The following is a 19,361-nucleotide window of genomic DNA, read 5'->3' as shown; positions in this document are numbered from 1 at the left end:
ATCATGTGCCTCGCAATACCGGTGAAGGTAGTGGAAGTCGGCGCTGGCGACACGGCGATTGTCGATCTGGGCGGCGTCAAGAAAGAAATATCGCTGGCCCTGCTGTCCGATGTGAATGTCGGCGATTACGTGATCCTGCACGTCGGCTACGCGCTGACCAAGCTCGATCCCGAAGAGGCCGAAAGGACGCTCGCCCTGTTTGCCGAACTGAACGAGGCGGGAACCGTCGAGGGAACCGCGGCCTCGTGAAATACATCGACGAATTCCGCGATGGCGAACTGGCGAAAAATCTCGCGTTGAGCATAGGTGCCGAAGTACAGCCCGGCCGCAGTTACAGCTTCATGGAATTCTGCGGCGGTCATACGCACGCCATTTCGCGCTACGGCCTGTCCGACCTGCTGCCGCCTGCCGTGCGCATGGTGCATGGTCCCGGCTGTCCGGTCTGCGTGCTGCCGATCGGCCGCGTCGATATGGCGATCGATCTGGCGCTGAACCATGGCGTGATCCTGTGCACCTACGGCGACACGCTGCGCATTCCGGCCTCCGACGGCTTGTCGCTGATGAAGGCGAAAGCGCGGGGCGGCGACATCCGCATGGTGTATTCGACCCTCGATGCGTTGCAGATCGCGCGCGACAATCCTCAGCGCGAAGTGGTGTTCTTTGCCATCGGCTTCGAGACCACCACGCCGCCGACCGCCGTTGCCATCCAGCAGGCGGACAAGGAGAATCTTTCGAATTTCAGCGTGATCTGCTGCCATGTGCTGACGCCGTCGGCGATCAGCAACATCCTCGAATCGCCGGAAGTGCGGCAGTGGGGCACGGTCCCGCTCGACGGCTTCATTGGCCCGGCGCACGTGTCCACGGTGATCGGCAGCCGGCCCTACGAATTTTTTGCCGAGGAGTACCGCAAGCCTGTCGTCATCGCCGGCTTCGAGCCGCTCGACGTGATGCAGGCCATCCTGATGCTGGTGCGCCAGGTTAATGAAGGCCGCGCCGAGGTCGAGAACGAGTTTTCAAGAGCGGTGAGTCGCGATGGCAACCTGAAGGCGCAGGACCGCGTCGCCGAAGTGTTCGAACTGCGTCGCGAATTCGAGTGGCGCGGGCTGTCGGTGGTGCCCTATTCGGCGCTGAAAATCCGCAGGCAGTACGCGGCGTTCGATGCCGAACGCAAGTTCAAGCTGGACTACCGTTCGGTGCCCGACAACAAGGCCTGCGAATGCGGCGCGATCCTGCGCGGCGTGAAGAAGCCGCAGGACTGCAAGCTGTTCGGCACGGTATGCACGCCGGAGAATCCGATCGGTTCCTGCATGGTGAGTTCGGAAGGCGCCTGCGCCGCGCACTACAGCTATGGACGTTACAAGGATATGCATTGAATGAGTGAAGCAAAAAGGGGCTATGTGCGCCCGCTGGACCTGAAGCACGGGCGCGTCGACCTGACGCACGGTTCCGGCGGACGTTCCATGGTGCAGTTGATTTCCGAACTGTTCGCGAAGCATCTGGGCAACGAATACCTGGGGCAGGGCAACGATGGCGCCGTGTTGCCAGCGCCGACTCTTGAGGGGCGTGCCGGGCGCCTGGTGATGTCCACCGACTGCCATGTCGTCTCGCCGCTGTTCTTTCCCGGCGGCGACATCGGCTGCCTGTCGGTGCATGGCACGGTCAATGACGTCGCCGTGATGGGGGCAACGCCGCTCTATCTCGCCGCCGGCTTCGTGCTTGAGGAAGGCTTTCCGCTGGCCGACCTGGCGCGCATCGTTGAATCCATGGCGCATGCGGCGGCAGAGGCCGGCGTGCCGGTGGTGACGGGCGACACCAAGGTGGTCGAGCGCGGCAAGGGCGACGGCGTCTTCATCACCACCACGGGTGTCGGCATCCTGCCCGACGGCCTCGAACTCGGCGGAGCGAGGGCGCGGCCGGGCGATGCGGTGATCATTTCCGGCTCGATGGGCGACCACGGCGTGGCCATCATGAGCAAGCGCGAGAACCTGTCCTTCGACGCGCCGATCGAGTCCGATACCGTGGCCCTGAACGGCCTGATTGCCGCCATGCTGGCCACCGGCGCCGACTTGCGCTGCCTGCGCGACCCGACGCGCGGTGGTCTCGCCGCGACGCTGAACGAAATCGCCGGCCAGTCCGGCGTCGGCGTCATGCTTCACGAAAAGGCGATTCCGGTAAAGCCGGTGGTTTCCGCCGCCTGCGAATTCCTCGGCCTCGATCCGCTCTACGTTGCCAACGAAGGCAAGCTGATCGCGATATGTGCACCGGCCGATGCCGATCGGCTGCTGGCCGCGATGCGCGCCCATCCGCTGGGACGCGAGGCGTCGCGGATCGGCGAGGTCATCGTCGACGATCATCACTTCGTCCAGCTCACCACGGCTTTCGGCGGCAAGCGCATCGTCGATTGGCTGGCCGGCGACCAGCTTCCAAGAATATGTTGATGGCGAGTCGATGCGCATCCTGCTCCTGACCCACGCCTTCAACAGCCTGACGCAGCGCTTGTGGGCCGACCTGACGCGGCAGGGACACGAGTTGTCGATCGAGTTCGACATCGCCGACAGCGTGGCCGAGGAAGCCGTCGCGCTGTTCCGCCCCGACCTCATCGTCTGTCCCTACCTGCGCCGCGCGATTCCGGAATCCGTTTGGCGCAATCACGTCTGCCTCGTCGTCCATCCCGGCATCGTCGGCGACCGCGGGCCGTCGGCGCTGGACTGGGCGATTCACACGCGAACGCCGACGTGGGGCGTCACGGTCTTGCAGGCCGAGGCGGAAATGGATGCCGGACCGGTGTGGGCACACGCGGAATTCGCCATGCGACCCGCGACCAAGGCCAGCCTGTATCGCAACGAAGTCACCGATGGCGCGGCGCAAGCCGTGTTGCAGGCGGTAGCCCGCTATGCGGCGGGCGATTTCGTGCCGCAACGCCCGGCGCAGGGCGCATGGCGGCCGCTGATGAAGGGGGCCGACCGGCGCATCGACTGGCAGCGCGACGACACCGCCACGGTGCTGGACAAGCTGCGCGCCGCCGACGGCTTCCCCGGCGTCGAGGACGAACTGTTCGGCCAGCCTTGCCGATTATTTGATGCCTGGCCGGAAGCCACGCTGACCGGCACGCCCGGCGCGTTGCTCGCCCGCCGCGAGAACGCGTTGCTGCGTGCGACGACCGACGGCGCGGTATGGATCGGCCATGTGCGCCGGATTCGTCAGGGCGAAGCGCCGATCTCGGTGCACAACATCGACGTCGAACGCCGTCTCGCCAGCGCCGACTTTGTCAAATTGCCGGTAACGCTGGCCTTTGCCGCCGAAAGCGCGACGCTGCCCGACTCGCCGCTGTCGGGCTGGTGGAAGCTGCCGGCGCCGACTTGGCAGGACATCGCCTACGAGGAATTCGACGGCGTGGGTTTTCTCCACTTCGAGTTCTACAACGGCGCCATGTCCTCGCGCCAGTGCGAGCGGCTGCGCGAGGCGCTGACCTGGGCCCGGACACGCCCGACGAAAGTGCTGGTGCTGATGGGCGGCGAGGATTTCTGGTCCAACGGCATCCACCTCAACGTCATCGAGAAGGCGGAATCGCCCGCCGACGAATCCTGGCGTAACATCAATGCCATCGACGACCTGGCGCTGGACCTGATCGAGAATCGCGACCAGATCACGGTCGCGGCGGTGGGCGGCAACACCGGCGCCGGCGGCTGTTTCCTGGCGCGCGCGGCCGACCTGATGTGGGTGCGCGACGGAGCGATACTCAACCCGCACTACAAGAACATGGGCAACCTCTACGGCTCGGAATACTGGACCTACCTGCTGCCGCGCCGGGTCGGCGAGGAGGGCGCGCGCCGCATCATGCGTGACCGCCTGCCGCTGACGGCGCAGCGTGCGGTCGAGACCGGTTTTGCCGACGCCGCGCTGGCCGGCAGCCGCGACACCTGGCGCGTCGATGTCGCCCGGCGCGCCGCCGAAATCGCCGCCGCGCCGGACTTTGCAGTACGGCTTGAGGACAAGCGGGCGGCGCGCGAACGCGACGAGGCAGCCAGGCCGCTGGCCGAGTACCGCGCCGGGGAACTGGCGCAGATGCGACGCAACTTCTACGGCTTCGACCCCAGTTACCATGTCGCGCGTTTTCATTTCGTCGTCAAGTCGCTGGCTTCCTGGACGCCGCGCCATCTGGCGCGTCATCGCGACCTCGGCTGGAAAACATGAGCGCCTATCCCCCAACCCCTGCCCCACGGTCGGCTTTGCACAGCCGACCGGCTGCGGCGGCGCGGAGCAGTGCTCCGCGAAACCCCGCCTACGCCCCATGGAAAGGGGTGATTACGGTTCAGCCGCTTCGCGGCTTCCATGCTGTTGGTTGCACGCTCCCTTGGGGCGGCCCGGCGGAAGCGTGTCCGGCATGAATGCCCGGCCTCGCGCGCCATTGACGGTGCTGGTGGTCGACGACGAACTGCGCTCGCTGGAAACCCTGCGCCGCACGCTGGAAGAAGATTTCACGGTGTTCACCGCACCTTCCGCCGACGAAGGCGAGGCCATCATGGGCCGCGAATTCGTGCATATCGTGGTGTCCGACCAGCGCATGCCGGGCACCTCGGGCGTCGAATTCCTGCGCCGCGTGCGCAGCCAGTGGCCCGAGACCGTCCGGCTGATCCTTTCCGGCTACACCGAGGCCGAGGACATCATTTCCGGCATCAATGACGCCGGCATCTGGCAGTACCTGCTGAAGCCCTGGCATCCGGATCAGCTCTTGCTGACCCTGAAAAGCGCCGGCGAGCTGTGGCGCCTGCAACAGGAGAACCAGCGCCTGTCGCTGGAGCTGCGCGACAGCCCCGAGCAGCTGGTGCAGCGCGTCGCCAGCCGACGCGGCAAGGTGTGCGCACGGTCCGGCTTCGACCGCCTGACCCGCGCCGCCGACAGCCCGCTGAACGGAATCTGCGCGCTGGCGCAGAAGATCGCCGGGCACGAACTGTCGGTGCTGGTCACCGGCGAATCCGGCACCGGCAAGGAACTGCTGGCGCGCGCGATCCACTACACCAGCGAACGCGCCGATCGGCCTTTCGTCGTCGAGAACTGCGGCGCCATGCCGGATACCCTGCTCGAAGCCGAACTCTTCGGCCACAAGCGCGGTGCCTTCACCGGTGCGCATGAAGACCGCATCGGGCTGTTCCAGCAGGCTGACGGCGGCACGCTGTTCCTCGACGAGATCGGCGACACCTCGCCGGCCTTCCAGGTCAAGCTGCTGCGCGCGCTGCAGGAAGGCGAGGTGCGCCCCGTGGGCAGCCCGCGTTCGGTACCGGTCGATGTGCGCATCATTGCCGCGACCAATCGCAACCTCGAAGCCGACGTCGCCAGCGGACGCTTCCGCCAGGACCTGTATTACCGCATCGCCGGCATCACATTCCATATGCCGGCCCTGCGCGAACGGCCGCAGGACATCCCGCTGATCGTCGCCGACATGTTCAAGAAGTCGGCGTTGGCGGGACGGCGATTTACCGCCGAAGCCATGAAATGCCTGGTGGCCCATCGCTGGCCGGGCAATGTGCGCGAACTGCAGAACGAGGTATTGCGCGCACTGGCGCTGGGCGATGGCGACGAACTCGGTGCCGGGCTTTTTTCGTCGGGCGTGCGCCAGTCGGGGACCTTGCTCAATACCGCGTCGCCAGCCTTTGACCCGGAAGGCGCGACATTGAAGGAACTGCTCGACCAGGTCGAGGCGCAAGTGATCAACGCGGCGCTGTTGCGCCACAACGGCAACAAGACGCGCGTCGCCGAGGAACTCGGCCTGACCCGCGTCGGCCTGCGCATGAAGCTTGCGCGCCTCGGCCTCGGTGGCGAATCGTGAACCTGCTCTGGCTCCAGTCAGGCGGTTGCGGCGGTTGCACCCTGTCGTGGCTGGGCAGCGGGCATGGCTCCCTGTTTCACGAGTTGAAGGATGAAGGCATCGAATTGCTCTGGCATCCGAGCGTTTCCGAGGCGGGCGTTGATGAGGCCCGGGCGCTCATCGAGCAATGCGCCGACGGCCGCGTTGCGGTCGACGTGCTGTGCATCGAAGGCTCGTTGCTGCGCGGGCCGCGCGGCACGGGCGGATTTCACCGTTTCGGCGGCGGGGCGCAGCCGATGATCGAGTGGGTGCGGCAGATCGCCTCGCGCGCGCGGCACGTGGTCGCCATAGGCAGCTGTTCCTCCTGGGGCGGCATCACGGCGGCGGGCATCAACCCGACAGATGCCTGCGGCCTGCAATATGACGGCGAGGCGGCGGGTGGCCTGCTCGGCCCCGACTTCCGCGATCATGGCGGCTTGCCCGTGATCAACGTGGCCGGCTGTCCGCCCCATCCCGACTGGATTACCGAAACCCTCGCCATGCTGGCGCATGGCCGGCTGCGGGCCGAGCATCTCGACGATTTCGGGCGGCCGCGATTTTTCGCCGACCAGCTGGTGCATCACGGCTGCCCGCGCAACGAGTATTACGAATTCAAGGCCAGCGCCGAGAAATCGTCGGACCAGGGCTGCCTGATGGAGCATCTCGGCTGCGGCGGCACCCAGGCCCATGCCGATTGCAACCAGCGCCTGTGGAACGGCGAAGGCTCCTGCCTGCGGGGCGGTTACGCCTGCATCCGCTGCACCGAACCCGGTTTCGAGGAACCCGGGCATCCCTTCGAGAGCACGCCGAAGGTCGCCGGCATTCCCATCGGCTTGCCCTCCGACATGCCGAAGGCCTGGTTCATCGCGCTGGCGGCGTTGTCGAAGTCGGCGACGCCGACGCGGGTGCGTGAGAACGCGCACTCCGACCACCTGCTGCGCGCGCCTTCGGTCAAGCGGACCAAGCGATGAGTACCCGGCGCGTTGTCGGCCCCTTCAATCGCGTCGAAGGCGACCTTGAAATCACGCTCGAGATAGAGCGCGGCAGGATTGCAGCGGCCTACGTCAATTCGCCGCTGTATCGCGGCTTCGAGCAGATACTGCAAGGCAAGGTGCCGGCCGATGCGCTGGTTCTGGTTCCGCGCATTTGCGGCATCTGTTCGGTGGCGCAGTCGGCGGCATCCGCGCTGGCCCTGGCCGATGCGGCCGGGATAGCGCCGCCGCCCAACGGTCGGCTGGCGGCCAACCTGACGCTGGCCGCGGAAAACATGGCTGATCATCTGACGCATTTCTACCTGTTCTTCATGCCCGACTTCGCTCATGCCGACTATGCGACACGCCCGTGGCATGCAACGATTGCCGAACGCTTTCGCGCCACGACCGGTAGCGCGCCGAACCAGATCCTGCCGGCGCGGGCGCGCTTCATGCAAATGATGGGCCTGCTGGCGGGAAAATGGCCGCACACGCTGGCGGTGCAGCCGGGTGGCTCGACGCGACCGCTGCAAAGTTCGGAAATCTTCCGCCTGCACCGGACGCTGCGTGAATTTCGCCAGTTCCTCGAAACCGTAACTTTCGGCGCCAGGCTGGAAGATGTCGCCGCGATCACCAGCCGCGCGCAACTCGAGGCCTACCGCACAGGCGCCGGCGGCGGCGACCTGCGGACATTTCTCGCCATCGCCGACGACATCGACCTGTGGCATCTCGGCCGCGGCACGGACCGCTTCATGAGTTACGGTTGCTATCAGGAAGAGGACCGGCGGCTGTTCCCGGCCGGGCTGTGGCACGGCGCCGCGGAGGCATTCGACGTCGCGGCGATTCAGGAAGACATCAGTCATGCGTGGTACGCCGCCGCCGGCCTGCCGCAGCATCCCGCGGCAGGCAGCACGCTGCCGGTGGAAGAAAAGGACGGCGCCTACTCGTGGTGCAAGGCGCCGCGCCTGGCCGGGCAAGTGGTGGAAACCGGCGCGCTGGCGCGTCAGGTCGTGGCGGGGCACCCGCTGGCGCGCGACATGATCGGGGGCTGCGGCGGCAGCGTCGCCGCGCGCGTCGTGGCGCGCCTGCTGGAGCTGTCGCTGGTGCTGCCGGCGATGGAGCGCTGGCTGAACCAACTGGCCCCCGGCGAACCCTGGTGCATCAGTGCGCAGCCCGCCGACGAAACCTCCGGTGTCGGCCTCGTCGAGGCGGCGCGCGGATCGCTCGGCCACTGGATCACCGTGCGGCGCGGACGCATCCACAATTACCAGATCATTGCGCCAACCACATGGAACTTCTCGCCCCGCGATGCGCAAGGACAACCCGGAGCGCTGGAACAGGCACTGGCGGGCTTGCCGGCCAGCGACACCGAAACACTGCCGGCGGCAATCCACCATGTCGTGCGCAGCTTCGATCCATGCATGGTGTGTACGGTACATTGATCGCGCACGCGATACTTCAACGGTACATCGACATGCTCGAACTCAAGAATATCGACCTGACCCAGGACACTGCGGCAGGACTGTTTGTGAAGGACGAAATTGTCGACGTGGTCTTTGCCAGGGCGGCGGGTGATCTGCTCAGCCGCGTCGGGCGCAATCGCTTCGAGGCCGGCGATGCGCTGATCACCGGGTCGACCGGCGACCGCTGGAGCGTTTCCCGCAATCGTTTCGATGCCAAATACCTGCCGGTCGAGCCGCTGCAAGCCGGCGAGGACGGGCGCTACCGGGCCCGACAGGTGCCGGTGCTGGCGCGGCAGATGCATGAAGCATTCACGCTGGCGCGATCCTCCGGCGGCGATGTCTTGCATGGCCTGGCGCGGGACTGGGTGCTGCAATACGCTCCCGGCGACTTCGGCGTCGCGGAGAACGCCCGCTTTCAGGCCGTCTATCGTGCCATCGACAAAGCCTGAGTTTGCCGGAGTGGATTCCGCGCATGAGTGAACCCTCCGGCGCCGGTTCCGCCGCGGCTCCAGTCAGCCAGCCGGACGAACCGCGATCCGCGCTGACGGTCGAAATGCTGGCGGCCGCTGCCGGCGCTTCGGCCGAGGACGGCATCTGGCTCGACGTGATCCGCAAGATGGACGAGGTCTATAACGATCTGCTCCAGTATGAAGTCGCGCTGGAAGAGAAGAACGCCACGCTGGAAGATACGCAGCAGTTCATTTCCTCGGTGCTGACCTCGATGTCGGATCTGCTGATCGTCTGCAGCCGCGCCGGTGTGATCGAGACCGTCAACGAGGCGCTGGCCTCCCTGCTTGGCGTTGATGCGGCCGGCTTGCCGGGGCGCTCGGTATTCGACCTGTTCGCCGACGAAGAGTCGCGCCAGAATGCCGGGCGCCTGTTCGCCGACCAAAGCAGCCATGCCGTGGAAGACTTCGAGATGCAGCTCAAGGCGGCCAACGGCAGCGCGATCCCCGTTTCGCTCAACTGCACGCCGCGCTACAACGGCGTCGGCAAGATGCTCGGCCTGGTCATCACCGGTCGTCCGGTGGGCGAGCTGCGGCGCGCCTACCAGGCGCTGCGCCGCGCCCATGACGATCTCAAGACGACCCAGCAACAACTGATCCATTCCGAAAAGATGGCGTCGCTGGGGCGCCTGGTCGCCGGCGTGGCGCACGAGCTGAACAATCCGATCAGCTTTGTCTACGGCAATACGGTGGCCATGAAACGCTATGCCGAGCGGCTCGGGCGCTATCTGGCCGCGGTCCACAACGACATGCCGCGCGATGAACGCGAGGCCTTGCGCCACGAGCTGCGCATCGATCGCCTGCTCGACGATCTGCCCTCGCTGATCGACGGCACGGTGGAAGGCGCCGAGCGTACCCGCGACATCGTCGATGCGCTCAAGCGTTTCTCGGCGACGGATCGTGACGAGCGGCGCGTCTTCGATCTGGTCGAAGTGGTCGAGCGCGCGGTGCAGTGGGTATGCAAGGCCACCGCCAATCAGTTCGAGGTGAGCCTGAACCTTCCGGCATCGCTCCAGGTGTCGGGTTCGCCCGGCCAGGTGCAGCAGGTGGTCATGAACCTGGTGCAGAACGCGGCGGACGCCACCGAGAATGCGCGCGAGCGGCGACTCGACATCTCGGGGCGGGACGGCAGCAATGAAGCGGTCATCGAGTTTCGCGATAGCGGCCCCGGCATTCCGGCCGAAAACCTCGGCAAGCTGTTCGACCCGTTTTTCACCACCAAACCCGTGGGACGCGGCACCGGCCTGGGTCTCGCGATCAGTTACGGCATCGTCGAACGCCACGGCGGCAAGCTCACGGTGAGCAATCATCCCAAGGGCGGTGCCCTGTTTTCGCTGCATCTGCCGATGATTCAGGAATGACGGCGGGCATCGATCCGGGCTGCGTCCGCCTGCGGCTGGGAAGCGCGGAAGGAAAGCTGAGTGCCGTCAGTGTCGGCAGCGAGCGGCCCGCCATTGCGCACTACCTGCGCGGCCGGGCGGCGGACGATGGCGTGCACATGGTGCCCTTGCTGTTTTCCCTGTGCGGCAAAGCCCAGGGAAATGCCGCAATGCTTGCATTGGCGGCTGCGCGCGGCAACCAGCGCACGCCATACCTCGATCCGGCGATCCAGCAGGAGGCGTTGCGCGAGCATCTCTGGCGCTGGCTGCTCGACCTGCCGGCATTGCTTGGCGCCACTGCCATGCAGCGGGAGTTTGTTGCGGCCCTGTCGTTGATCGCCGGCGGGCAGCGCAAGGAACTTGGCGAATTGCTCGGCGCGGCTTCCATCGAAGCCCAGGGTCGGGCGCTGACAAAGCTTGAAGATGCCAGCGATTCGGTGCCACGCTGGCTGCCGCCCTTGAGTGCGCAAGGCTCGCTGGAGTGGTGGCCCCGGCTTGACGCCGGTTTTGCGCAACTGCCCCATTGGCAAGGGGCCGCCGCCGAAACCGGGGCGATGGCCAGACAGCAGGGCGGGGCGGAGCTTGCGGCGGGAGCCTTTGCCGCGCGCTGGCTGGCGCGTCTCGGGGAGGTGCGCGACTGGGCTGCCGGCACGGAGAAAGTCGGCGCTGGCGGTACGGCGAGCGCGGTGCCGTCGGGTGCCGGGCGGGGGCGCGCGCTGGTGGAAACCGCGCGCGGACTGTTGATGCACGAGATCACGCTCGATGGCGACCGCATCGCCGACTACGTCATCGTCGCGCCCACCGAATGGAATTTCCATCCGCAAGGGCCGCTGGCCGGCTGGCTCATGGGGCGGGATGCGACCGACCGGGGTGCCGTGCAAGCCTTTGCCGCCCGTGCCGTGGCGGCGCTCGATCCCTGCGTGCGCTGGGAACTGGAGTGGTTATGAACGGTGAAAAGCGGGATCCGCAGATTTCGCAGATTACGCAGATGAGATCATCGGGTTTTCCGGCGATTGCGTTCAACCCGGTGGCCACGGTTTAATCCGTGAAAATCTGCGTCATCTGCGGATGAATTGGGTTAATCCTGTCGCGCGGTCATGCTCAAGGCCACGGCTTCGGCGACCTTGATGCCGTCGACCGCCGCCGAGAGAATGCCTCCCGCATAGCCGGCGCCTTCGCCGGCGGGAAACAGGCCGCGAGTATTCAGGCTCTGGAACTCGTCGTCGCGCGTGATGCGAATCGGCGATGAGGTGCGCGTTTCGACCCCGGTCAGCAATGCATCCTCCATCGCGAAACCGGCGATCTCCCTGCCGAAGGCGGGCAGCGATTCGCGCAGCGCGGCGACCACGTAATCCGGCAGGCAGCGCGCCAGATCGGTCGGCTGCACGCCGGGCGTATAGGACGGCACGACCGAGCCGAGTGTTGTCGACGGCCTGCCGGCGAGGAAGTCGCCGACCCGTTGCGCCGGCGCGTTGTAGTTGCCGCCGCCGGCCTCGAAGGCGAGGCTTTCCCAGTGGCGCTGGAAGGCAATGCCGGCCAGCGGATCAGTTTCGCTGCCGGGGTAATCGGCCGGCGTGACGCCGACCACCAGCGCGCTGTTGGCATTGCGCTCGTTGCGCGAATACTGGCTCATGCCGTTGGTCACGACGCGGCCCGGTTCCGAGGTGGCGGCGACCAAGGTGCCGCCGGGACACATGCAGAAGCTGTAGGCCGAGCGGCCATTGGCGCAGTGGTGCACCAGCTTGTAATCCGCCGCGCCGAGCAGCGGGTTGCCGGCGTTCCTGCCGAGGCGGGCGCGGTCGATCAGCGACTGCGGATGTTCGATGCGCACGCCGATCGAAAACGGCTTGGCTTCGATATGCACGCCGCGCGCATGGAGCATCTCGAAGGTGTCGCGCGCGCTGTGGCCGACCGCCAGCACGACGTGGCTGGCGGCAATGAACTCGCCATCGGCCAGCCGTAGCCCGCGCACCCGGCCCTGCTCGATCTCGATGTCCTCGACGCGGCTGCCGAAGCGGATTTCGCCGCCCAGCGCCTCGATTTCGGCGCGCATGTTCTCGACCATGCCGACCAGCTTGAAGGTGCCGATATGCGGTTTGGCGACGTAGAGGATTTCCGCCGGGGCGCCGGCCTTGACGAATTCGGTCAGCACCTTGCGCCCGCGATACTGGGGGTCCTTGATCTGGCTGTAGAGCTTGCCGTCGGAAAAGGTGCCGGCGCCGCCTTCGCCGAACTGCACGTTGGACTCGGGATTCAACTGCCCCTTGCGCCACAGGCCCCAGGTGTCCTGGGTACGCTCGCGCACGGCCTTGCCGCGTTCGAGGATCAAGGGCCGGAAGCCCATCTGCGCCAGGATCAGCCCGGCGAACAGCCCGCAGGGGCCGGTGCCGATCACCACCGGGCGCGGCGACTCCGCCGTCCGTGGCGCGTTGGTGACGAAGTGATAGGAGGTGTCTGGCGTCGGTCCGACATGACGATCGCCGCGCAGGCGCGCGAGCAGGGCGGCTTCATTCCGTACTTCGATGTCCAGCGTATAGATGAAGACGATCGCCGAGGGTTTGCGCGCGTCGTAACTGCGGCGGAATATCGAATGGCCGACGAGTTCATCCGCGGCAATCCCCAGACGTTTGAGGATTGCGCCGCGCAGTTCGGCCTCGGTGTGATCGAGCGGGAGCTTGAGTTCGGTCAGTCGCATGGGTGGTACGCCATCGCCGCTGGCAAAAAGGCCGTCATTCTATCTTCAGCCTGTATTTCCGGTTCTCGCCGGCAAGAGTCGGCGCCAGCGATACGGCGGCTCAGGACGTTTGTTCAGTCCGCTCGCGCTGCTTGTCTTCGTACATGCGCTGGTCGGCGATCTTCAACAGCTTGGTGGAGGAGGTCGCGTCGTCGGGGAATATGGCGACGCCGACCGAGACGCCGACCTTCAGCGCAAGCCCATCGACTTCGATCGGCGTGGTGACCAGTTCCCGCAGCCGGGCGACGAGTTGCTCGATTTTGGCGGTATCGGTCTCCTCGACCACCACCACCAGTTCGTCGCCGCCCCAGCGCGCCACCGTGTCGCCGGCGCGAATTTCCTCGCGGATGCGCTGTGCCACGGTTTGCAGCACGACGTCGCCGGCCTTGTGTCCATGGGTGTCGTTGATCGCCTTGAACTTGTCGAGATCGATGAAGATCAGTCCGCAACGGCTTGCCGGGCGGCGTCCGTGGCGACTCAGGGCCTGATGCAGGCGATCTTCCAGCAGGCGGCGGTTGGGCAGCCCGGTGAGCGTGTCGAACAGCGCCAGTTGCGCAAGCTCGACACGGCTTTTCAGCAGCAGGTACATGGCCAGGCCCAGCAGGGACGCCATCAGCCAGCCCAGCATGCGCAACGACCAGTCCCGCAACTGCCCTGGTGCCGCCTTCTGACGCACCGCATAGAGCCATTTGCCATTCGGCACATTGGCATCGAGCAGGACGGCATCGGGAGACTGGAACAAGGCCGGATTGCCCCAGAACACATGCGGCGGCCCCTTCTCCGCTAGCACGGCCACGGCAAACTCGTAGCGCTGGTTGGCTGCCTCCTTGAAAGCACTGCGCAGGAAACCATCGACATCGACCACTGTGGACAGCATGCCCCAGTATTTGTCCTTGACGAATACCGGATAGCGATAGATCAGTCCCATACCGCCTTGTACCAGGCGCACCGGCCCCACCAGGGTTCCGCGTTTGTCGTCGATCGTACGCTTGACGCCGGGCCACTGGCTTTCGCTGCGGGAATAGTCGAAGCCGACGGCTTTTTCGTTGCCCGCCTGTGGATAGACCCAGCGGATGACATAGCCTTGCGCAATGGCAAAGTTGCGCACATTGCGGCTGTTGCGATGAAGCTCGGCCTGAATGGCCTGGATTTCGTCCGGGCGGATTCTGTCCTGACTTACCGTCAGGTAGCCCGCGAGTCCGTTTGAAAGGAACAGCACGGCATTCAGTTCGCTTTCAGCCAGGGCCCGCAGGTTGCCGGCAAAGGAAAGCGATTCCATCTTGCGGGTGGCATCCGTTTCGGCATTGTGGAATCCCAGCAGCACTTCCACCGCAATGGCCAGGACGACGAACACCACCACGCCCGCGATGCGCGCGAAGAGCAATGAGTGGAGCCACAGGGAGGCTCGCTCGGGTTTTTCAAAGGCGGTGTGCATTCCGTGCCGGGCCGTATTTTCCTGTCCGGTGTCTGGGCGTGATTCTATGCCTATTGGGGGGTTCCGCCAGCCCATGCCCGACGCCGGATCGCGCTTGCGGCGAGCAGCGCCTGTCCAGCCCAGTAGCTCAGGATGATGGGAAAGGCGACGCCCGGCAGCGGTTGGTGGAAGCGATGGATGCCGATCAGGAAATCCGAAAAGCCGAACAGTACGGCGCCGGCCAGCAGGCCCCAGCGTGCGAAGGCGTCGTTTCGCGTTTCCAGTGCGCAGGCGGCGGCGCGCCAGATCATTGCGCCGATGATGAACACATAGACCGTCAGGGGCAGCGTCAGTGCACCGGCACCGGGCAACATCAGCCACAGCCCGGTTCCGGCAAAGACGGCGACGGGCGCCAGCAAGGCCGGCGCCGGGGCGCGGCTCCAGTGCAGGAAGGCAAGGACATACAGTCCGTGGCCGACGGCGAAGGCAATCATGCCGGGCAGGAAGGCATTGGGCAGCGCCAGGCAGACATCGCCGACGGCGCCGGCCAGCAGGCCCCAGGCGATGCGGCGCCCGGCGCCGTCGCCGGCGTGCTTCCATACCGCGACAGCAAGCGCCACCACCAGCCAGGGCTTGGTCAGCAGCTTGAGCCAGAACATGTCGAGCGCGAGCCCGACCAGGTAGAGGCAGGCCGCGAGGACGGCGGTGACGACGGGCAGGACCGGATTCATGTGCCCGCCGCCTCGCGCGAGGATCGCCGGCGCAGCCACAACAGCGTGCTTGCCAGTGCCGTCATGGCCACGATGGGCAGGGCATAGGTGTTGAGGCTGGTCCAGCCTTCGCTGCCGATCAGGACGCCGGAAGACAAGGACGTCAGGCCCTGCACGCCGAGCACGATGAAATCGTTGGTGCCCTGCACCTTGGCCTTTTCTTCCGGACGATAGGTTTCCGTGAGCAGGGTGGTGCCGCCGATGAACAGGAAGTTCCAGCCCAGTCCCAGCAGCACCAGCGCCCACCAGAAATGCATCAGCGTGGCACCAGACACGGCAATGCCGATGCACAGGAACATCAGCGCAGCACCAACGATAAGGATGTTCAGTACGCCAAAGCGCTTGATCAAATTGCCGGTGAAAAAGGACGGTGCAAACATGGCGATGACGTGCCATTGCAGGATGAAGGCCGTGTCGGAAAACGGCAGGCCGCAGATGTCCATGGCCAGCGGCGTCGCCGTCATCAGCAGGTTCATCACGCCATAGCCGCAGGATGCCGCCAGCACGGCGACAACAAAGGCGGGCTGGCGGGCAATCGTGCCCAGGGGACGGCCAACGGCTTTCTGCTCGCTGACCGACAGCGGCGGAATGTCGAGCCGGCTGGCGATCAGCATGGACAATGCGGCGAAGCCGATCAGCGCGCCGTAACTGGCGAGGTAGGTGGGTTCCAGCAGCGTGCGCGTCAGTTTGCCGACTTCCGGACCGATCACGCCGCCGAGGATGCCGCCCGCCAGCGTCAGCGAAATCGCCTTGCCTTTCCAGTCGAGCGGCGCCGCATCGGCGGCGGCAAAACGATATTGCTGGCCGAAAGCGTTGTAGATGCCGGCAAATACGGTGCCGAGGCAAAGCAGCCAGAAGCTGCCGATGCTGACGGCAAAGGCCGAGATCAGCGCGCCGAGCATGCCGATGCCGGCGCCGAGCATGAAGCCGGCCCGGCGGCCATGGCGCTTCATGAAAAACGCGGCGGGCAGGGTGGCCAATGCGCCGCCGATCACATAGGTGGTGATCGGCAGAGTAGCCAGCCGCTTGTCGGCGGCGAGTTGCAGTCCGAGCAGGCCGTTGATGGCGACCAGCGTGATGCCGTTGGTCAGCAGCAGGGCCTGCGCCGCGGCCAGCAATGCGATGTTCTTTTTGTGGGTCATCATGGTGTGCGAGCTTCGATCAGGGCGCGGTAGGCGTGCCAGGTGGCATGCCCTACCAGCGGCATGAGGACGATGAGGCCAATGAAGGCAGTGGCGAAGCCGATCGCTGTCAACAGGACGATCAGCGCGCCCCAGACCAGCATCATCGGCAGGTTGCGTACCAGCGCCAGAAAACTTGCCAGCATGGCGGTGACCGCATCCTGCTGGCGATCCAGCATCATCGGGATCGACACCACGGAAAAAGCGAACACGAGGCCTGCAAAGAGGCCGCCGACGGCAAGGTAGGCCAGCAGGAATTCGATATTGTCGAATCGGGTGATTTGCGCGATGAAGCTTTCCAGGGTTGGCATCCCGCCCTGGTAGAACAGGGCGAACATCACCAGCGAGGCGCGCGCCCAGACCAGGTAGAGCACGATCAGGATCAGCGAATAGATGCCGATGGCACCGAGGTTTCGGCGCCAGACCATCAGCGTGGCGATCAGATGCAGCGGCTCGCCGGCCTCGCGGCGGCGCGAGAGTTCATACAGGCCGATGGCAAAGAACGGCCCGACCAGCATGAAGCCGGTAGTGACAGCCGTGACCAGTTGCACGGCATGGCGAAACGCAAGCAGCAGCAGCGCGCCGGCGGCGGCAAAACACATTCCGTAAAACAGGCTGGCAAAGCCGCAGGCCTTGAGATCATCGGCACCGCTGCGCAGCCAGTCGAACGGGGCAGTCAGCGGCAGGCCGCTGCGGACTGTCGGGAAGGGGTGCTGCTTTTCCTCGGATGCCTCCAAGGGGTCAGGCGATGAAGCCGCGCAAGGCGTCCAGCACGGCATCGGGCTGCTCGGCCATCAGCGCATGGCCGGCACCATCGAGATTGATGCTTCTGACGTCCTTGATCGCGGCGGCCAGCTTTGCGGCCGCCTTCGGGTGCGTCATCATGTCCCGGCTGCCGCTGACGATCAACGCCGGGCAAGCCAGTGCCGCGGCGGCGTCCATGCCGTGGCTGTAGGCGTTGCAGGCGGCCAGGTCGTTGTGCAGCACGCCGGGCTGCTGCCGTTCCATGAGGCGGCGCGCCGCGCCCAGCAGCCACATGCCCGGCACGGTGTTGCCGCCGATGGTGCCGCGTGGCGAATGCGACCAGGTGTTGATCATGCTGATCGCCTTGGGTTCATTGTCCTTCGCCGGGCCCAGCAGGACGTCGGAGACCGGCATCGGTACGGCGGTGCCGATCAGCGCGATGCGGGCGATGCGAGCCGGATGACGCGAGGCGCATTCCAGCGCCATCAGCGAACCCATGCTGTGGCCGACCAGCGAGACGGTTTTCGCCGTATCACCAGCGCCGACTTTCTCCAGCAGCAATTCAATCCAGTCGGCCAGAGCTTCGATCGACGGCAGCGGGGTGCCCGCGCTGCGGCCATGGCCGGGCAGGTCGACGGCCAGTACGGAATAGCCGTGATGGGCAAACCAGCGGCTTTGCAGGCCCCAGACGCTATGGTCGTTCTGCGCACCATGGATGAACACGACGCAGGGCAGGCCGGCATCGAAAGGTTTGCCGCCGGTGTAGGCGTAGGCCGATTGACCGTTGATTTCGATCTGCATCGGTCAGGCCTTCGCTGCGGCAGCGAGGCCGCGGTTGAGGTCTTCGATCAGATCGCCGGCATCTTCGAGGCCGATCGACAGGCGGATGGTGCCGGGGTGGATGCCCGCGGCGACCAGCGCCGCATCGGACATGCGGAAATGGGTAGTCGATGCCGGATGGATCACCAGCGATTTGGCGTCGCCGACATTGGCGAGGTGCGAGAACACGCGCAGGGCTTCGATGAACTTGCGGCCTGCAGCGCGACCGCCCTTGAGCGTGAAGCTGAAGACGGAACCGGCGCCGCGCGGCAGCAGTTTTTGCGCAAGTGCATGGTCGGGGTGGTTCTCCAGTTCCGGATAGCCGACGCCTGCCACGGCTTCGTGCTTCACCAGATGCGCGACTGCCTGGCGCGTGTTGGCGATGTGCCGTTCCATGCGCAGGGGCAGGGTCTCGACGCCTTGCAGCAGCTGGAAGGCGGTCATCGGGCTCATGCAGGCGCCGAAGTCGCGCAGGCCCTCGCGGCGCGCCCGCAGCAGAAACGCGGCGACGGTGGATTCCTCGCTGAAATCCATGCCGTGGAAGCCTTCATAGGGCTCGGTCAGCGTCGGGAATTTCCCGGACTTGTCCCAGTCGAACGTGCCGCCATCGACCAGCAGGCCGCCGATGGCGACGCCATGGCCGCCGAGAAACTTGGTCGCCGAATGAAAAATCAGGTCGGCGCCGTGATCGAAGGGGCGCATCAGCCAGGGCGTGGTGAAGGTGCTGTCCACCATCAGCGGCAGGCCGTGCTCATGGGCCAGCGCCGCCACTTCGGGAATGTTCAGTACATCGAGCCCCGGGTTGCCCAGCGTCTCGCCGAACAGCAGGCGCGTTTCGGGGCGGATCGCGGCACGCCACGCGTCGAGATCGCGCGGATCGACGAAGGTGGTGGTGATGCCGAAGCGCGGCAGGGTGTAGTCGAGCAGGTTGTGCGATCCGCCATACAGCGAGCGGCTGGCAACGATGTGGCTGCCTGCGCCCATCAGGGTGGCAATCGCGAGATGCAGCGCGGCCTGGCCCGATGCCACCGCTATCGCGCCGACGCCGCCTTCGAGCGCGGCGATGCGTTCTTCAAGCACGGCGTTGGTCGGGTTGGATATGCGCGAGTAGACATGTCCGGCGCGCTCCATGTTGAACAGCGCGGCGGCCTGGTCCGAATCCTTGAAAACGAAGGACGTGGTGAGGTAGATCGGGGTTGCCCGCGCGCCGTAGCGTTCATCGGGCACCTGGCCCGCGTGCAGGGCCAGCGTGTCAAAGTTGTAGGTCATGTTTTGGATTGTTCAGGCGTATTCGTCGGGGTCCGGATCGAGCAGGCGTTCCAGTGCCGAGAGTCGATCCTTGATCAGCAGTTTTCTCTTCTTCAGGCGTCTCAGCAACAACTCGTCGTCCGGCGGCGTCATCGTCATGCGGCGGATTGCCTCGTCGAGGTCGCGATGCTCCGTGCGCAATTCAACCAGGCGGGCCTGCAATACCTCGGGCGGGTCTGTCGGATCGTTGGGTTCCATATCGCTATGGTATGAGTGCCGAGGCCTCT

At 65.7% G+C, this 19,361-nt stretch carries 18 protein-coding genes; 10 read left to right on the top strand and 8 right to left on the bottom strand.

The window, feature by feature from the left end; all coding sequences use genetic code 11:
- The first annotated feature begins 3 nt into the window (after positions 1-3).
- From SUTH_RS10040 to SUTH_RS09995, 10 genes are all read left to right on the top strand, one after another.
- Positions 4-249, top strand: coding sequence for a HypC/HybG/HupF family hydrogenase formation chaperone (locus tag SUTH_RS10040; RefSeq protein ID WP_041098991.1), 246 nt, complete (start codon positions 4-6; stop codon positions 247-249).
- A complete protein-coding gene (gene hypD / locus SUTH_RS10035) occupies positions 246-1,373 on the top strand; it encodes a hydrogenase formation protein HypD (protein ID WP_041098989.1) in 1,128 nt (375 codons plus the stop codon). Before SUTH_RS10040 ends, hypD begins: the two co-directional genes overlap by 4 nt.
- Positions 1,374-2,438 (top strand): hydrogenase expression/formation protein HypE, encoded by a 1,065-nt coding sequence (gene hypE / locus SUTH_RS10030; RefSeq protein ID WP_041098987.1) that lies wholly within the window; start codon positions 1,374-1,376, stop codon positions 2,436-2,438.
- A 10-nt stretch (positions 2,439-2,448) separates the two neighbouring features.
- On the top strand, positions 2,449-4,194 hold the full coding sequence (locus SUTH_RS10025) for a hydrogenase maturation protein (RefSeq protein WP_041098985.1): 1,746 nt from the start codon (positions 2,449-2,451) through the stop codon (positions 4,192-4,194).
- 190 nt (positions 4,195-4,384) lie between these two features.
- Positions 4,385-5,827 (top strand): sigma-54-dependent transcriptional regulator, encoded by a 1,443-nt coding sequence (locus SUTH_RS10020; RefSeq protein ID WP_041098983.1) that lies wholly within the window; start codon positions 4,385-4,387, stop codon positions 5,825-5,827.
- Entirely contained in the window at positions 5,824-6,816 is a 993-nt protein-coding gene (locus SUTH_RS10015) for an NADH-quinone oxidoreductase subunit B family protein (RefSeq protein ID WP_041098981.1), read from the top strand. Before SUTH_RS10020 ends, SUTH_RS10015 begins: the two co-directional genes overlap by 4 nt.
- Positions 6,813-8,258, top strand: coding sequence for a nickel-dependent hydrogenase large subunit (locus tag SUTH_RS10010; protein WP_041098979.1), 1,446 nt, complete (start codon positions 6,813-6,815; stop codon positions 8,256-8,258). Before SUTH_RS10015 ends, SUTH_RS10010 begins: the two co-directional genes overlap by 4 nt.
- Positions 8,259-8,290: 32 nt before the next feature.
- A complete protein-coding gene (locus SUTH_RS10005) occupies positions 8,291-8,728 on the top strand; it encodes a PGDYG domain-containing protein (protein WP_041102160.1) in 438 nt (145 codons plus the stop codon).
- A 23-nt stretch (positions 8,729-8,751) separates the two neighbouring features.
- A complete protein-coding gene (locus SUTH_RS10000) occupies positions 8,752-10,146 on the top strand; it encodes a PAS domain-containing sensor histidine kinase (protein WP_084207338.1) in 1,395 nt (464 codons plus the stop codon).
- Positions 10,143-11,111 (top strand): nickel-dependent hydrogenase large subunit, encoded by a 969-nt coding sequence (locus SUTH_RS09995; protein ID WP_041098977.1) that lies wholly within the window; start codon positions 10,143-10,145, stop codon positions 11,109-11,111. The genes SUTH_RS10000 and SUTH_RS09995 overlap by 4 nt, the downstream gene beginning before the upstream one ends.
- Positions 11,112-11,242: 131 nt before the next feature.
- On the opposite strand, the gene SUTH_RS09990 is transcribed toward SUTH_RS09995, so the two are convergent.
- From SUTH_RS09990 to SUTH_RS09955, 8 genes are all read right to left on the bottom strand, one after another.
- The gene (locus SUTH_RS09990) at positions 11,243-12,859 is read right to left on the bottom strand and encodes an NAD(P)/FAD-dependent oxidoreductase (protein WP_041098975.1); all 1,617 of its coding nucleotides are present in this window, start codon (positions 12,857-12,859) and stop codon (positions 11,243-11,245) included.
- Between the two features lie 100 nt (positions 12,860-12,959).
- Positions 12,960-14,333 (bottom strand): diguanylate cyclase domain-containing protein, encoded by a 1,374-nt coding sequence (locus SUTH_RS09985; RefSeq protein ID WP_052473516.1) that lies wholly within the window; start codon positions 14,331-14,333, stop codon positions 12,960-12,962.
- 50 nt (positions 14,334-14,383) lie between these two features.
- Positions 14,384-15,043: a lysoplasmalogenase gene (locus SUTH_RS09980; protein WP_041102155.1), complete on the bottom strand. Its 660-nt coding sequence runs from the start codon at positions 15,041-15,043 to the stop codon at positions 14,384-14,386.
- Positions 15,040-16,227 (bottom strand): MFS transporter, encoded by a 1,188-nt coding sequence (locus SUTH_RS09975; RefSeq protein ID WP_197539570.1) that lies wholly within the window; start codon positions 16,225-16,227, stop codon positions 15,040-15,042. Before SUTH_RS09975 ends, SUTH_RS09980 begins: the two co-directional genes overlap by 4 nt.
- Positions 16,224-17,000, bottom strand: coding sequence for a DUF2189 domain-containing protein (locus SUTH_RS09970; RefSeq protein ID WP_041098971.1), 777 nt, complete (start codon positions 16,998-17,000; stop codon positions 16,224-16,226). Before SUTH_RS09970 ends, SUTH_RS09975 begins: the two co-directional genes overlap by 4 nt.
- Before the next feature lie 4 nt (positions 17,001-17,004).
- Entirely contained in the window at positions 17,005-17,808 is an 804-nt protein-coding gene (locus tag SUTH_RS09965) for an alpha/beta fold hydrolase (RefSeq protein ID WP_041098969.1), read from the bottom strand.
- A 3-nt stretch (positions 17,809-17,811) separates the two neighbouring features.
- Positions 17,812-19,095 (bottom strand): O-acetylhomoserine aminocarboxypropyltransferase, encoded by a 1,284-nt coding sequence (locus SUTH_RS09960; protein ID WP_041098967.1) that lies wholly within the window; start codon positions 19,093-19,095, stop codon positions 17,812-17,814.
- A 12-nt stretch (positions 19,096-19,107) separates the two neighbouring features.
- Positions 19,108-19,332, bottom strand: a complete 225-nt coding sequence (locus SUTH_RS09955) for a YdcH family protein (protein WP_041098965.1) — start codon at positions 19,330-19,332, stop codon at positions 19,108-19,110.
- Positions 19,333-19,361: the final 29 nt, after the last annotated feature.

The sequence above is a fragment of the Sulfuritalea hydrogenivorans sk43H genome, assembly GCF_000828635.1.
GTDB lineage: Bacteria > Pseudomonadota > Gammaproteobacteria > Burkholderiales > Rhodocyclaceae > Sulfuritalea > Sulfuritalea hydrogenivorans.
The sequence above is the reverse complement of the archived record's forward strand: the minus strand, read 5'-3'. Positions and strand labels throughout refer to the sequence as shown.